The sequence below is a fragment of the Pseudomonas helleri genome (assembly GCF_009600315.1).
GTDB classification, from domain to species: domain Bacteria; phylum Pseudomonadota; class Gammaproteobacteria; order Pseudomonadales; family Pseudomonadaceae; genus Aquipseudomonas; species Aquipseudomonas helleri_A.
The window spans coordinates 148,496-163,749 of record NZ_WIWC01000006.1 but is presented as its reverse complement, the minus strand read 5'-3'; the positions used below and the strand labels follow the sequence as shown (position 1 = coordinate 163,749).

At 58.5% G+C, this 15,254-nt stretch carries 13 protein-coding genes; 2 read left to right on the top strand and 11 right to left on the bottom strand.

Going from position 1 to position 15,254, the window contains the following annotated elements; genetic code table 11:
- Nucleotides 1-177: 177 nt before the first annotated feature.
- Both GHN86_RS06190 and GHN86_RS06185 read right to left on the bottom strand, forming a co-directional pair.
- A complete protein-coding gene (locus GHN86_RS06190; protein WP_153377912.1) occupies nt 178-552 on the bottom strand; it encodes a hypothetical protein in 375 nt (124 codons plus the stop codon).
- Nucleotides 553-710: 158 nt separating this feature from the next.
- Nucleotides 711-1,379, bottom strand: coding sequence for a polysaccharide lyase family 7 protein (locus GHN86_RS06185; protein WP_153377913.1), 669 nt, complete (start codon nt 1,377-1,379; stop codon nt 711-713).
- Nucleotides 1,380-1,553: 174 nt separating this feature from the next.
- Here GHN86_RS06185 and GHN86_RS06180 point away from each other — a divergent pair, with 174 nt between their 5' ends.
- Together GHN86_RS06180 and GHN86_RS06175 are read left to right on the top strand one after the other, a co-directional pair.
- Nucleotides 1,554-2,051, top strand: a complete 498-nt coding sequence (locus GHN86_RS06180; protein WP_153377914.1) for a M48 family metallopeptidase — start codon at nt 1,554-1,556, stop codon at nt 2,049-2,051.
- Nucleotides 2,052-2,070: 19 nt separating this feature from the next.
- A complete protein-coding gene (locus tag GHN86_RS06175) occupies nt 2,071-2,367 on the top strand; it encodes a winged helix-turn-helix domain-containing protein (RefSeq protein WP_153377915.1) in 297 nt (98 codons plus the stop codon).
- Here GHN86_RS06175 and GHN86_RS06170 read toward each other — a convergent pair.
- The 9 genes from GHN86_RS06170 to betA form a co-directional block, all read right to left on the bottom strand.
- Nucleotides 2,358-2,825, bottom strand: coding sequence for a GNAT family N-acetyltransferase (locus GHN86_RS06170; RefSeq protein ID WP_323369203.1), 468 nt, complete (start codon nt 2,823-2,825; stop codon nt 2,358-2,360). The genes GHN86_RS06175 and GHN86_RS06170 overlap by 10 nt on opposite strands.
- A gap of 65 nt (nt 2,826-2,890) precedes the next feature.
- Nucleotides 2,891-5,065: a YccS family putative transporter gene (gene yccS / locus GHN86_RS06165; protein ID WP_153377917.1), complete on the bottom strand. Its 2,175-nt coding sequence runs from the start codon at nt 5,063-5,065 to the stop codon at nt 2,891-2,893.
- Between the two features lie 108 nt (nt 5,066-5,173).
- Nucleotides 5,174-6,352 carry an NAD(P)/FAD-dependent oxidoreductase gene (locus tag GHN86_RS06160; protein WP_153377918.1) on the bottom strand — a complete coding sequence of 393 codons (1,179 nt, stop codon included), beginning with the start codon at nt 6,350-6,352 and terminating at the stop codon, nt 5,174-5,176.
- A 144-nt stretch (nt 6,353-6,496) separates the two neighbouring features.
- Nucleotides 6,497-7,834: an ATP-dependent RNA helicase DbpA gene (gene dbpA, locus GHN86_RS06155; RefSeq protein WP_267129101.1), complete on the bottom strand. Its 1,338-nt coding sequence runs from the start codon at nt 7,832-7,834 to the stop codon at nt 6,497-6,499.
- 150 nt (nt 7,835-7,984) lie between these two features.
- The gene (mdtD, locus tag GHN86_RS06150; protein WP_153377920.1) at nt 7,985-9,415 is read right to left on the bottom strand and encodes a multidrug transporter subunit MdtD; all 1,431 of its coding nucleotides are present in this window, start codon (nt 9,413-9,415) and stop codon (nt 7,985-7,987) included.
- A 188-nt stretch (nt 9,416-9,603) separates the two neighbouring features.
- On the bottom strand, nt 9,604-10,941 hold the full coding sequence (locus tag GHN86_RS06145; protein ID WP_153377921.1) for a TldD/PmbA family protein: 1,338 nt from the start codon (nt 10,939-10,941) through the stop codon (nt 9,604-9,606).
- On the bottom strand, nt 10,941-12,383 hold the full coding sequence (locus GHN86_RS06140) for a TldD/PmbA family protein (protein WP_153386237.1): 1,443 nt from the start codon (nt 12,381-12,383) through the stop codon (nt 10,941-10,943). The genes GHN86_RS06145 and GHN86_RS06140 overlap by 1 nt, the downstream gene beginning before the upstream one ends.
- 126 nt (nt 12,384-12,509) lie before the next feature.
- The gene (locus GHN86_RS06135; protein ID WP_122785430.1) at nt 12,510-13,205 is read right to left on the bottom strand and encodes an RraA family protein; all 696 of its coding nucleotides are present in this window, start codon (nt 13,203-13,205) and stop codon (nt 12,510-12,512) included.
- Nucleotides 13,206-13,497: 292 nt separating this feature from the next.
- Nucleotides 13,498-15,189: a choline dehydrogenase gene (gene betA, locus GHN86_RS06130; protein ID WP_153377923.1), complete on the bottom strand. Its 1,692-nt coding sequence runs from the start codon at nt 15,187-15,189 to the stop codon at nt 13,498-13,500.
- Between the last annotated feature and the right edge of the window lie 65 nt (nt 15,190-15,254).

Here is a 15,254-nt window from a genome sequence, read left to right as displayed (position 1 = left end):
TTCAAAAAACCCGCAGTGATGCGGGTTTTTTTGTGAGTTTCAGAAAGCCCCTCACCCTAACCCTCTCCCGGAGGGAGAGGGGACTGACCCAGTTAAACGTTGATTCAGTGACCAAATTGGCTATTGCTGAAAAGCGTCAATATCCCCCAATCAGTCCCCTCTCCCTCTGGGAGAGGGCTAGGGTGAGGGCTGAACCTTTTGCGGGTCTATGCCGTTACCCCTCAGCAGCGCATTCACCAGCGAGCGCGACATTTCTACTGAATGCACCAGCGACCACACCAGCCCGCGCTCCAGGCCGCTGCCCCGTTCGGTGATTTCATCAGACACTTCTTCCGCGCTTTTAAGCATGATCGCTATATGCTGCAAGGCCTCCAGTGCACGGACATCCGCCATTACGGCAAAGGGCGATTGCGCACCAACAGGCTGTGCTTGAGTCGGTTGAAGTGTATCGATGTCAGGAGGGTTGGCGCTCAGATCATCCAGAATGCGCCGGGTGGCTTCATCGTGTTTATGATCATCGCGCCGAGGGCGTTTTGGCTTGGAAGCTTTCATGTGTTCTCCACGGGGATCATCATTTGCGCCAGAGGCCACGGCGACTCAAGAAGATAGCCCCGTGACTTTCCATGCCGCAAGCCGCGCTTGAGGTGAACACACTTTCTCGGAAGCATCCTGCTTTTTTCAGGATAAACGTCTGACTTTTCTATTCGTGTTCAGAATTTGTTGTGGTCAATGTCCAGCTTGCTGAACGTGACTTGGGCGCCTTCCCTGCTGTTTCCTGAGTTGTCCTGCACGTAAGCACCCGCCTTGAAGTAAAGCGGTTTGGTACGCCATTTTGCACTGATATCTCGTGCCCACTGTTTATTGGCGGCCTTGATCTTCAGGGCACCATCGGGCGTGAGGTTGATTACGTAACTGAAATCTTTACCTAAGGGGATATTTTCGGCGATGGTCACGACCCGGGAGTTTTCATTGGGCCGAAGGCGTACTTTAGCGACCACATTGCCACTCTCTTTGCTGGCCTTGTATTGGTATTCAAGCTTGAGCAGAGGTTGTGTGCTCTGGAAGGCATGAATTTGCCCGATTACCACTTTGCCCGAGGAAGGCACCTGATTGACTGTCAGCGTCGCATTCAAAAAGTTGTCGGCGCTTGTGTAAAGCCAGTTACGCAAGGCGCCGTCCGAGCGGGTTTCACGCAATTCGCTGCGTGAATAAATGGCATTTTCAGTTTTGCTACCGGTCACGGGAGCCCAGAAAAACAAGGTGCCAGTGTGTGAGTGAAAGTAGTTGTTTTTATAGCCGTTGAGCAACCGCGGGGTAGTGATCGTCGCGGGAGGATTGCCGACAGGAACGCTCAAATTCCAGGTAGCCAAATCGATCATTACGAGCCTCAAATTATTGGCACTTACAGGCATGAAACCCGGTTGAAGGGTCTAGACCAAGGCTTGGAAGGGATTTCTTTATAAAACGTAGCGGGTGGCCAGTAACAGTGGTGGCACCACCTAATTCTCAAATTCGTTACACTGTCGACCTTTTAGGCTGTAGGTTTTCGCCTCATGATTGTTCTCAAATACCTTCAGGCTTATCCCCAGACCTTACAGGATCAAGTACATCAATTAATTGAGCGGGATCAGTTAGGTAGCTACTTAAGTGAGCGTTATCCACAACGTCATGCCGTGCAAAGTGACAAAGCTCTGTACGCCTACGCGCTGGAACTCAAGCAGGAACATCTGCGTAATGCCCCCTCTTTCGATAAGGTGCTGTTTGATAATCGCCTTGACTTGACTCATCGTGCGCTGGGGCTGCACACCACTATTTCGCGGGTGCAGGGTGCCAAGCTTAAGTCCAAGAAGGAATTGCGCGTGGCGTCGTTGTTCAAAGAGGCAGCGCCCGAGTTTTTAAAGATGATCGTGGTTCATGAGCTGGCGCATTTGAAAGAGTCGGACCATAACAAGGCGTTTTATAAGCTGTGCGAATACATGCTGCCGGGTTATCACCAACTGGAGTTTGACCTGCGGGTGTACCTCACCTGGCGGGATATGCAGAGCAAATAGTAGTTAAAGGGAGTGTGTGATGGACGTCAGCAAAACCAAAAGCAGTTTCTATCGGCGCTTGTATGTGGCCTGGTTGATTGACAGTCAAATCGCCAGCAGTGTGCCGGCGCTGACCGAGGTGACCGGTATGCCGCGCCGCACAGCACAAGACACCATTGCCGCATTGGCCGATCTGGATATTGTCTGCGAGTTCGAGCAGCAGGATGGCGCCCGCAATCATGCCGGACGCTATCAGATTCGCAGCTGGGGCCCGATTGACAAGGCCTGGGTGGGCGAACATGTCGCCCAGATCAAACAGGTTTTGGGTTATCCCTGAGTCGCCTCGGCACGGCGCATGCCGATGTGCTCAATCCCGTCTTCCATGTAGGGATCGCCGACAGTGACGAACTCGTAACGCTCATAGAACGGTGTCAGATACGTTTGAGCGGACATGAAGATCGGCATCTCCGGCCAGTACTCTTCGATGCTTTCCAATGCTTTGGACATGAGCGTATGCCCCAGTTTTTGTCCTCGTCCTTCGGGTGCAACGATCACGCGGCCAATGACCACGTCACCACCTTGTGATTCCGGATCGAGCAGGCGTGCATACGCCACCAGTTGATCGTCCTGCCAGCCCATCACATGCATGGTGTCGCCCGTGAGGTCTTGCCCGTCAACGTCTTGATAGGCGCACTTTTGCTCTACAACAAAGACTTTTGAGCGCAGTTCGAGGATGGCGTAGAGCTGCTCTTTGCCCAAATCGTTGTGGTGTTTGCACAGCCAGTCAGTGGTCACAGTCTTATCCTTGTTATAGAAACGATGACCCCGATAGTAGGCGCCATCTTTGTTCTCGCCAAGTTCTAAGGTGCTTTGATCAAGTGCGCCGCCAGTGTGCGTAAAGGGCCGAGCTGGCGGCATATCAATGCCAGTTGGGTTTGCACCAGACGCTGGTTTTCGTCGATGTCATCGGGCATCTGCTCAAGTTCGTTGGCCAGCGCCTCTTCGTCGTCACTTTGTACGGCAACCGGGTGTTTGGTGTTCAGCCCTTGCGCGATCAGGTCGATGCTGTCGGCAATTTTACGCCCGGCACCTTCGATCAACTGCTCGCGCACCTCAGCGGGCAACTGGGTATCGCGGTGCGCGCCCAAGCCGGACAGATAGTTGAGCAACGTGTGCGAGAGCACTAAAAAGCGAAAGCCCATGTCGGCATCCTTACGGAAGTGCCCTGGCTCCATCAGCATATTGGCCAGTGTGGTGGACAGCGCTGCGTCGGCGTTGTGGGCGTTGCGTCGAGCCAGTCGATAGGCCAGATCGTCACTTTTTCCTTGTGCGTATTGATGCATGATCTGGCGCAGATATTGACTGTTACAACTCAAGGTATTGGCCAATACCTTATTCAGGCGGCGCCCTTGCCAGTCGGGCAGGAACAGGAACACGGCAGCCGCGGCGATCACGCTCCCTACCAACGTGTCGAACAGCCTTGGCAGAAACAAGCCGTAACCATCGCCCACCTGATTGAAGCAAAACAGGATCATCAGCGTGATAGCCGCGGTGCTTAAGGTGTAGCGCGTGGTGCGATTGATAAAGAACACCACCCCGGCCACCACCGCAAACATCGACTGCACCAGCGGGTTGGGGAACAGGTCAAACAGCGCCCAGCCCACGGCCAGGCCGATGGCGGTGCCGATAATGCGCTGGCTGAACTTGCGTCGCGTCGCGCCGTAGCTGGGCGAGCAGACAAACAGCGTGGTCAGAATGATCCAGTAACCCTGACTGGGGTGAATCCAGTGCACCATCGCAAAACCGATGCTCAGGGCCAGCGGCAAACGCAGCGCGTGGCGGAAGATCAGTGAGGTGGGTGTCAGGTGCTGGCGCAAGCGAGACCAGACGTCCTTGAGATTACGCGGTGAGCGATCCAGCAGGCTGCTGTCAGTAGCATCGGCCAACGTATCCGGGTTGCTGGCATCGCTGAGCAAGCGGTCGAGGGTCGCCAGGTTCGCGGCCAGCGCCCGCAGCGAACGCAACAGCCCGCGCCAGGCCGGGTTGCTTTGAATGCGCAAGTGTTCGAGGGAGGCGTGCAAGTCGCCCAAGGCTTCGGCAAAGCTGTCGTCATAGACAAATGGCTGGCGCAGCTTGATCGACTCCGACAGGCGCTGACAGGCGACGCCTTGCTGACGCAGCAAGCGTTGGCAGCGGAACATCACGTCGCTGTGGAAAAACGCGTCAGCCAGCGCGTTATACGGGTAATGCGACGAGCTGGCGCGCTCGTGAATGTCCTGGGCGAGGAAGTAAAGTTTGAGGTATCGGCTCAGCTTGGAGCCCGGCCGCGAATTGCCGACGCGGTGCAAAATGATTTCCTTGGCGGTGTTGAGCGCAGCCACCACTTTGCCGTTCTGTTGCGCCAGCTCCAATCGTCCGGCCTCGACATCCATGTTGCGGATCGGCTCAAACAGCGAGGATTTGATTTTCAGGTACAGGCCCAGTTCCCAGAACAACCGCGCCAGGCTTTGCTGCACCGGCTGATTGGAAAACAGCGCCTGCCACAGCACCGACAGCAGCCCGTACCAGGCGGCCCCCGCTACCAGCAACAGCGGTTCGTGCCAAAAATCGGTAACTTGCCCTCCGCGCTGATCGACGCCGATCATGGTGTACACAGCCAGAATCAAAGTGGCCGAGGCAATCGCACCGTAACGCTCGCCCAGCGCGCCCAGCATGGTCAGGGCAAAGGCGGCCAGCGCCAGTGCGCAGACCATAAGCAGCGGATAAGGAAAGAGTAATTCGACCGTCAACGCTGAAGCGCTGAAGCACACCAGGGTGACCAACAAGGCATTCAGGCGGCCTTGCCAACTGTCATCGGTTTCCGACAGTGCGCTGGCGATGATCCCCAAAAACAGCGGGATCAACAGCGACATCTCGTCTTGATACCAGCAAAAAGCCATGCTGCCGGTCAGAGCGATAAACACACGAACGCTGTAACTGAACTTGTCCCGCGCCCACAGGCGGCGCAGGGAGTGACTAACGCTTTTTGATGACATGAAGTGGCGGTGCCTTGCGAGTCGATTCGCTAAATTGAGCCAGATATGACGACAGTGCAATGACACTGTTCACATCTAACGCAAAATATTTTTGGCGGTTACAGGGTGCTACACAAACTGCGCGGCTGCGTAACCCGATGCCCACGCCCACTGGAAGTTGAACCCGCCCAAATGCCCGCTCACATCCAGCACTTCGCCGACAAAATACAAACCGGGGCTTTTCAGCGACTCCATGGTCTTGGATGACACCTCGCGGGTATCGACCCCGCCCAGCGTCACTTCGGCCGTGCGGTAGCCTTCGGTTCCTGCGGGGACGACTTTCCAGCACGCCAGTTTGTCGGCGATCTCGGCCAATTCAGTAGGCGTGTACTGCTTCATGGGTTTGGACACAAACCAATGCTCAGCCAGCAAGTTAGCCATCTTCTTGGTGAAGATTTCGCCGAGCAGGGTTTTTAGCTCGCTGTTCGGGCGCTCAGCCTGTTGCGTGTGCAACCACTCCAGTGCGTCAAGGTCGGGCAGCAGGTTGATCTCAACCGTATCGCCGGGGTTCCAGAACGACGAAATTTGCAAAATCGCCGGGCCGCTCAATCCACGGTGGGTGAACAGGATGTTTTCGCGGAAGCTCTGATCGTTGCAGCTCACCAGACAGTCCACCGAAGTGCCCGACAGCTCGGTGCAGATCTCTTTGAGCTGGTCGGTGATGGTGAACGGCACCAGCCCTGCGCGGGTCGGCAGCACGGTGTGGCCAAACTGGCGGGCCACTTGATAACCGAACCCGGTCGCGCCCAAGGTCGGAATCGACAACCCGCCGGTGGCGATCACCAGTGACTGACAATTCAACTGATCCAGCGTGGTCTTGAGGCTATAGCCTGTTTCGGTTTTTTCGATCTGCTCCACCGAGGTGTCCAGGTGCAGGCTGACGCCCGCCTGTTTGCACTCATCGAGGAGCATTTCAAGGATGTCACTGGATTTGTTATCGCAGAACAGCTGGCCCAGTTTCTTCTCGTGATACGGCACGCCATGCTTGGAGACCATCTCGATAAAGTCCCACTGCGTATAGCGGGCCAGCGCCGACTTGCAGAAGTGCGGGTTCTGCGACAGGAAATTGGAGGGTTCGGTGTACATGTTGGTGAAGTTGCAGCGACCGCCGCCCGACATCAGGATTTTTTTTCCGGCCTTGTTGGCGTGGTCGATCAGCATTACCGAGCGCCCACGCGCAGCGGCGGTCAGCGCGCACATCAAACCTGCGGCGCCTGCGCCAATAATCACAACGTCGGTGGTACGCAAAGCGGTGTCCTCGGTAAAAGCGGCCCTCACCCGAGCCCTTTCCCATAGGGAGAGGGAGCTTGGTAGAGGTGATTTCAAATGCTGTGTACATCTGCCCCCTCTCCCTCAGGAAGAGGGTTGGGGTGAGGGGGCGTTTAAAGCGTTTTACAAAACCCGAACCCGCAACACGCGGCCTTTGATTTTGCCTTCGCTCAGACGCTGGGCGGCTTGCTTGGCAATGGTACGGTCAACGGCGACATAGGCCTGGAAATCGAAGATCGCAATTTTACCGACCTGAGCGCCGGGGATACCGGCGTCGCCGGTCAGTGCGCCGAGAATGTCGCCCGGACGCACTTTGTCTTTACGACCAGCGCCAATCACCAGCGTGCTCATGGACGGCAGCAGCGGTGCGCCGCCCTGAGATTTCAGGGTGTCCAGGGTTTCCCAGTTCAGCGGCGCTTTTTGCAGCTGCTCAATGGCTTGGGCGCGATGGGCTTCGGACGGCGCGACCAGGCTGATAGCGATGCCTTTTTCACCGGCACGGCCGGTACGGCCAACACGGTGAATGTGGATTTCCGAATCACGCGCCAACTCAACGTTGATCACCATGTCCAGTGCGTCGATGTCCAGACCACGGGCGGCTACGTCAGTGGCAACCAGCACCGAAGTCGAGCGGTTGGCAAACATGGCCAGCACCTGATCGCGGTCGCGTTGTTCCAGATCGCCGTGCAGGCCAACCGCCGAAATACCTTTGGAGGTCAGGTGGTCGACGGTTTCTTGAACCTGCTGCTTGGTGAAGCAGAAAGCCACGCACGATTGCGGACGGAAATGCGCGAGCACTTTGGTCACGGCGTCCATGCGTTCTTCCGGGGAGATTTCGTAGAAGCGCTGTTCAATCTGGCTGTCGGTGTGCATCGCTTCCGCTTTGACTTGCTGCGGGTTGCGCATGAACTTCGACGACAGCTGTTTGATGCCGACCGGGTAAGTGGCCGAGAACAGCAGCGTCTGACGACGCTCCGGGGTTTGACGGATGATGTCTTCGATGGCGTCGTAGAAACCCATGTCGAGCATGCGGTCAGCTTCGTCGAGCACCAGCGTGTTCAAACCGTCCAGTACCAGCGAGCCTTTGCGCAAGTGCTGCTGGATACGACCCGGCGTGCCGACAATGATGTGCGCGCCGTGTTCCAGCGAGCCGATTTGCGGGCCGAACGACACGCCGCCACACAGGGTCAGCACTTTGATGTTGTCTTCGGCACGGGCCAGACGGCGAATTTCTTTGGCAACCTGGTCGGCCAGTTCGCGCGTCGGGCAGATAACCAGCGCCTGGCAACCGAAGAAACGCGGGTTGATCGGGTTCAGCAGGCCGATGCCGAAGGCGGCAGTCTTGCCGCTACCGGTCTTGGCTTGAGCGATCAGATCCATGCCTTTGAGGATCACCGGCAAGCTCTGCGCCTGAATCGGCGTCATCTGGGCATAACCGAGGGAGTCGAGGTTAGCCAGCATGGCGGCGGACAGAGGGAGAGTGTTAAAAGCGGTGGCAATGGTGGTCACGAGACTGGCCTGCAAAACAAAATGTCGCGCAGTGTACCAGTCCCATGCCCCTCGCCAGAAGATTCTGGACGAGATGTCATCCAGATCGCTTCAAAAAAGCCCTTAATGTTCCAGCTCGTGCTCCGAATGGGCCTTGGGTTTACGCCCGTCCTGCGGTGACAGTTGCAGGAAAATCGCCGCCGCCAGCATGGCCATGATCCCTACGGTCAGAAAGGTCAGCTGAAACGCCCCGAGCACCGTGTCCACGCCATCCCCGCCACCGTCGCCGGTAAACCCGCCCAGCAAGGCACCGGCACAGGCCACCCCCAGGCTCAGCGATAACTGCGCCACCACCGACAGCAAACTGTTGCCACTGCTGGCGCTGGCGTCATCGAGGTCGATCAGGGTCACGGTGTTCATCGCCGTGAACTGCAAGGAATTGATCGCGCCCAGCACGGCCAGCATCCCCAGCAGCAATGGGTACGGCGTGTGCTCAGTGACCAGCCCCATACTGGCCAGCATGATCCCCAGCGCAAAGGTATTGACCGTGAGCACGGTGCGATAGCCCGCCCGCTCAATCAGCGGGCGCGCCACCCACTTGGCCAGCATCGCCGCACCGGCCAGCGGCAACATGCTCATGCCGGCCTGGGACGGTGAATAGCCCAGCGCCACTTGCAACAACAGCGGCACCAGAAACGGCAAGGCACCGCTGCCGAGACGGGCGAACAGATTGCCCAGAATGCCCACGGCAAAGGTTTTGGTTTTAAACAGCACGGGGGAGAACAGCGGGTTACTGATATTGCCTGCGCGCAACCAGTACGCCGCCAGGCAAGCCATCCCTGCGAACAACAGCAGCATCACCCGCAGGTGCGGCAAATGCAGCTCGCCCAAGCCTTCCATGGCTATGGTGATAAACACCATTGCCGCGCCGAACAGCACAAAGCCCAGCGCATCGAAACGGGTACGCTCGTTACCGCGCAGGTCAGGAATAAAGTGCCACACCGCCCAGCACCCGAACGCGCCCACCGGCAGGTTGATCAAGAAAATCCAGTGCCAGCTCAGGTACTGCACCATCCAGCCGCCCATCGTCGGCCCGATCAGCGGGCCGAGCAGGCCGGGGATGGTGATAAAACCCATGATGCGCACCAGCTCCGAGCGCGGGTACGCTTTGAGCACCACCAGCCGCCCGACCGGCAGCATCAGGGCGCCGCCCAGCCCTTGAATCACCCGCGCACCGATCAGTTGATCGAGGGTGCCGGATAGGGCGCACAGCAATGAGCCGAGGCTGAACAGCAAAATGGCGCTGAAAAAGATTTTTTTGGTGCCAAAGCGATCGGCGATCCAGCCGGAGGCCGGGATCAGCAAGGCCACCGTGAGCATGTAAGCGACGATGACGCCCTGCATGCGCAGCGGGTTTTCATCGAGATCGCGGGCCATGTCGGGCAAGGCCGTATTGAGGATGGTGCCGTCGAGCGACTGCATGAAAAACGCGATGGCGACCACCCACGGCAACCAGCGAAGGGTTTCAGGACTGAGAACCGGACGTGCGGGCATAGGACCTCTTTGTTATTGGGCTTACCGGAGTTATTGGATTTACCGGATTCTCGTAGCAGCTGCCTAAGGCTGCGTCCGGTTGCGCAGCAATCGTCAAAGCTGTGAACGTGGTTTTACAGGATGACGGTGCAACCGATTTACGACGACTGCGTCGCCGGACGCAGCCTTCGGCAGCTGCTACGAGAACGTCACAACGTCAAGGTCAGCTTGTTGACCAGTGCCCCCGGCAGCAGGTTGGAGGCGGTCTGACGCTGGTCATAGGTGCTGGCCGACAGCAGTAACTCGCGCTCGGCGGTCAGGGCTTCGAGTTGCGACCCCAGCAGACTATAGACGCTGTCATCAAAGCGCATGGTATTGACCGGGGCCTTGATCTCGCCGTTCTCCACCCAAAATGTGGCAAAGCGGGTCATGCCGGTCAGGCGTGCCGCGGGCTGGTCAGAGTAGTTCAAGTACCACAGGTTGCTGATGTACAGCCCGGTGCCCAGTTGCTTGAGAATGTCGGCCTGTTCGAGCGTGCCTGCACCCATCGCCAGTGCGCTCGGCGCTTCGCCCTCCGGAGCACCGTTGACCTCAAGGCCATACTCGGCAGCACTGCGCGAGCCGACTAATTGCTGATTGGCCTTGCCGTGTTTGACCAGGGACAAATCCTGACGCGGGTAGCCTTCACCGGAAAAGGCCGGGCTGAGCGACTGGCTGACCTGTTCATCGAAAGACACCAGCGGGCTCAACTCAGCGTCCCCGGCATAGAGTTTTTGCAACGGGCTGGATTTGCTGGCCAGCGCTTGGGCCGAGAAACCGCCCCAGCACAGCATGCTCATTACTTCTTCCAGTGCTGCCGGAGCCAGATAGGCGCGGTACTCGCCGGGTGCCAAGGCCTGCACCGGACGATCCAGAAACGACAACTGCTCGCGGGCCAGTTGCATGCGTTGGGTGAAGCGCAGGCTGTTCCATTCAGCTCCGGCGTAGCTGGCTTTGACCGCCTGACCATTGCTATGGAACAGGCTCCAGTCGAAGTTGAAACTGTTGGCCTGATGCCAGCCGAATGCGCCTTCGGAACTGGCGTAGCCATAACAAATGGGCCCGCTGGCATAGAATCCGACCAGATCGACGCCGTCAGCGGCGCGACGAATGTCCTCCAGCACGGCAGCGGTATCGGGCAGCGGCTGAGCCTGCACCTTGTGGCTGTGCCAAGGTTCGGAGTTGAGCAGCAGATACGGGTCGGTGGGCAACAACGGCAAGGTTTCGCGCAGCTGTGCAAGCGCCTGAGCCAGTCGCAATTGATCGACCGCCGGGTTGCCGCCCAAGGTAAGGGTCACGTCAGCATGACGACCTTCGTTGATCAGCTTGAGGCTCAAACTGGCTTGCTGCACCTGACCGGCCTGACGCACCTTGCCCTTGTTGAAACGGATAAATTCCGACGACTCGGCGTCGTAGCCCAGAGTGAACTGCTCCGGGGCCTTGATCGCAGCGCGTAGCCACTGCACCAGCGCGTCGAACTGCTCGGCCTGACTCAGTAGTGGATTCATCAGGCATCGCCTCCAAACACATCAATTTGACTGAACACACAGGCCGGGGACGCATGCCCCACGCGGATCACCTGATTGGGTTCACCCTTGCCGCAATTGGGCGTTCCGAGCACCTTGAAGGTGCTGGCGTCGCCCACGGCGCTGAGGTTGCGCCAGAACTGTTCGGAAATGCCCCGGTAATTGGGGTTTTTCACCACGCCTTTCAGCTCGCCGTTTTCGATCAGTTGGCCCCATTCGCAGCCGAACTGGAATTTGTTGCGCGCATCGTCAATCGACCAGGAACGGTTGGTGGCCATCAAAATACCGTTTTCGATACCGCCAATCATCTGCGCCATCGACTGATCGCCCGGCTCGATATTGAGGTTGGCCATGCGGTCGATTGGCGGCCGATTCCAACTGCTGGCGCGGCTGTTGGCCACCCCTTCGAGGCCAGAGCGGAACTGCGACAGTGCGCTGCCCAGCGGTCGCAACAATACCCCTTGGCGAATCAGGAACTGTTTGTGCGCCGGGGTGCCGTCGTCGTCATGGCTATAACTGCCGAGTTGTTCCGGGATGTCGGGGTCGAAGGTCACGTTCAGCAGGTCGGAGCCGTACTGCAGGCTGCCAAAGTCGCTGGTTTTGACAAAGCTGGTGCCCGCGTAATTACGCTCGTCGCCGAGGATGCGGTCCAGTTCCAGCGGGTGGCCGATGGATTCGTGGATTTGCAGAATCATCTGGTCGGGCATCAGCAGCAGGTCGCGTTTGCCTGCTGGCGTATTGGGCGCCATCAGCAATTGCAGGGCTTGATCGGCGACGGTCGGCGCCGCGCCGATCAAGCCGCAGCGACTGATCACATCCACGCCGCCTTGTTGGCCGAAGTTGTCGCGACCCAAGCTGCGGGTTTGGCTGTCTTGCCCGTCGTAGGCGGTGACCGTCATGCCGGGGTAAACGAAGCGCTGCACCTGACGCAACTCGGCGCCCGCGCTGTTGAGGTAGATCTGCTCGACAGTGTTGAGGCCCAGCGACACAACCCAGCTCACCAGTCGTTCATCCTTGGGCACACCGGCGGATTCTGCGGCGAGCAACTCAAAACAGTGGTTGAGCGACGGGAAAGCTTGATCGAGATCGGGTGAGAAATAGTCGGCGCGCTCATGGGACACCGGCTCCTGACTCAAATTGAGTAGGGCATGGGCGGCAATCAATTGTGCCTGCGCTTCGGCGCGATCCAGTGCGGCTTGCAGACCGGTTTGCGACAGGTCATTGGTGGCGGCGTAGGCTTCAATGCCGCGCAGGCGAACCGTCAGCATGGCGCCTTGATCGTGCTTGAAGGCGGGAGGTTCTGCGACGTTCTTGCGCACTGACAGGTATTGCCCGGCTTCGCTGACGTAGCGAAGGGAGAAAAACTCGGCCCAGGTGCGCAGTGCGTCAAAGCGCTGTTTGAGCTGAGGGTAAAAGTCGAACATGCACAGACCTCCTGATAAGAACGAAAAGCCCCTCACCACGCCTCTCCCGGAGGGAGAGGGGACTAAAAGCCGAAGCCGGTCAGCTCCCTCTCCCTCCGGGAGAGGGTTGGGGTGAGGGGCTTGCAGTTAAACCGGGCAACCCTTGGCGCGCAAAATCGCGTCAAAACGGTCAGGGTCCAGCGTACCGGCTTCAATGGCTTTGAGCGTCGCTTGCTCGCGGGCCAGCAAATCGTGGCAGCGCTTGAGCAATTCCGGCAGTTCACTGCGCGACGCTGCGACCACGCCATCACCGTCGCCAATCATCAAGTCACCGGGCATCACCAACATCCCTGCACACGAAATGGGCACGTTGATTTCGCCGCCACCATCGGTACTCGGGCCACGGTGTACGCCGCCAATGGCGTAGGCCGGCAGTTCACCGGTTTGCCACTCGTCGAGGTCGCGCAGGGCACCGTTGATGACCACACCAACAATGCCGGCCTTGAGCGCCATAGCGCGCATGATGCCGCCGAATACGGCGCGGGTCAGGTCAGCACTGCCGTCAATCACCAGCACATCGCCGGGGCGGGCCATTTGCATGGCTTTAAGAATCATCAGGTTGTCGCCGGGGCGAACCCGTACGGTCAGCGCGCTGCCCAGCATCGGGCGGGTGCCGTGGAAAGGCTTGAGGCCCAGACCGCCTACGTTGCGGCCCAGACAGTCACTGACGGCGGCGGCAGGGATTTTGCTGAATTCGGTGAGCCATTTTGGATCGAGAGGTTCTGCGTTTGGATTAATCAGAAAGCCGGTCGGCCATTTGCTGGATGAGACAACATCAAACATAGAAAACCTCTTGGCCAGGCAAGGCTGGCATGTCGGGTGGGGCGGGGGGGTGTTACGCGAAACGAGGCACTAGAGTAGGCCTGCGCTGAAGCGGGAGCAAGCGGGGCAAGATGAAACTCAAAAGTTACATAGCATTCGTAGCAGCTGCCGAAGGAACGAGGCTGCGTCCGGTTGCGAAGCGACCGTGAAACCAGAGGACGCGGTTCATAAAACGAACCGCGTCAGCTGAATTTACGACGGCTGCACCGCCGAACGTAGCCTCGCTCCGCTCGTCAACTGCTACGCAGACTGCTTACTGCGCAGCACGCAGCGGTTTGCCACGTACCGGCGCATCGCCTGCCACGTAGTAGTCGGCGGTGCTGCGCGCCAGCGGCTGGCGACCACGGATCTTGTCGGCGATTTTCTCGGCGATCATGATCGTCGGCGCGTTCAGGTTGCCGGTGGTGATCAGCGGCATGATCGAGGCATCCACCACACGCAAACCCTGCATCCCGTGAACACGGCCTTCGCCATCCACGACAGCCATCTCATCGGTGCCCATTTTGCACGAGCAAGACGGGTGGAACGCGGTCTCAGCGTGCTCGCGAATGAAGGTGTCGAGCTCTTCATCAGTTTGCTTGTCGATGCCGGGGCTGATTTCGCGGCCACGGTAAGCGTCCAGTGCCGGTTGCTGCATGATTTCGCGGGTCAGACGAATGCCGTCACGAAATTCCTGCCAGTCCTGCTCGGCGGCCATGTAGTTGAACAGAATGCTCGGGTACTCACGCGGGTCCTTGGACTTGACGTTGACCCGGCCACGGCTAGGCGAGCGCATGGAACCCATGTGCGCCTGGAACCCGTGCTCTTTCACACCGTTGCTGCCGTTGTAGTTAATCGCCACCGGCAGGAAGTGGTACTGAATGTTCGGCCACTCGAACTCTTCGCGGGTACGGATGAAACCACCGGCTTCGAACTGGTTGCTCGCACCAATGCCTTTGCCCAGGAACAGCCACTCAGCGCCAATCGCAGGCTGGTTGTACCAGAGCAGCGAAGGGTACAGCGACACCGGCTGAGTGCAGGCGTATTGCAGGTACAACTCAAGGTGGTCCTGCAAGTTCTGACCCACGCCCGGCAGGTCATGCACCACAGGAATTTCGAGGCTGTTGAGCAGTTCAGCCGGGCCAACACCGGAGCGTTGCAGCACGGTGGGCGAACCGATGGCGCCGCTGCATAGCAGCACTTCCTTGCGCGCCTTGGCTTCAATGCGCACGTGGTTGTCGCCGGTCATGTAATGCACGCCGACCGCACGCTTGCCTTCGAAGATAATCTTGTCGGTCAGGGCGTGGGTGACGATGGTCAGTGTCGAACGCTGCTTGGCCGTATCCAGATAACCGCGCGCAGTGCTGGCGCGACGGCCGTTTGGCGTCACGGTACGGTCCATCGGGCCGAAGCCTTCCTGTTGATAACCGTTCAAGTCTTCGGTACGCGGATAACCGGCTTGCACGCCCGCTTCAACCATGGCGTGGAACAGCACATTGTTGCCAGGTTTAGGCGTGGTCACGCTGACCGGGCCATCGCCACCGTGGTAGTCGTTGGGGCCGATGTCGCGGGTTTCCGCTTTGCGGAAATACGGCAGACAGTCCAGGTACGACCAGTCTTCGAGGCCAGGGTTTTTTGCCCAGCCGTCGTAGTCCATGGCGTTACCACGGATGTAGCACATGCCGTTGATCAGCGACGAGCCGCCCAGGCCTTTGCCGCGGCCACATTCCATGCGGCGGTTGTCCATGTGCGGTTCTGGATCGGTCTCAAAGGCCCAGTTGTAGCGGCGGCCTTGCAACGGGAATGCCAGCGCCGCTGGCATTTGTGTGCGGAAGTCGAAACGGTAGTCCGGGCCGCCAGCTTCAAGCAGCAGCACGGTGACGCCTTGGTCTTCAGTCAGACGGGCCGCCAGAGTGTTACCGGCAGAGCCGGCACCAATGATGATGTAATCGAATTCTTGGGACATAAATGCACCCTCTTTGAAATAAACAAGCCTGTAGTCGCTGCCGAAGGCTGCGAAGGGTTGCTCAG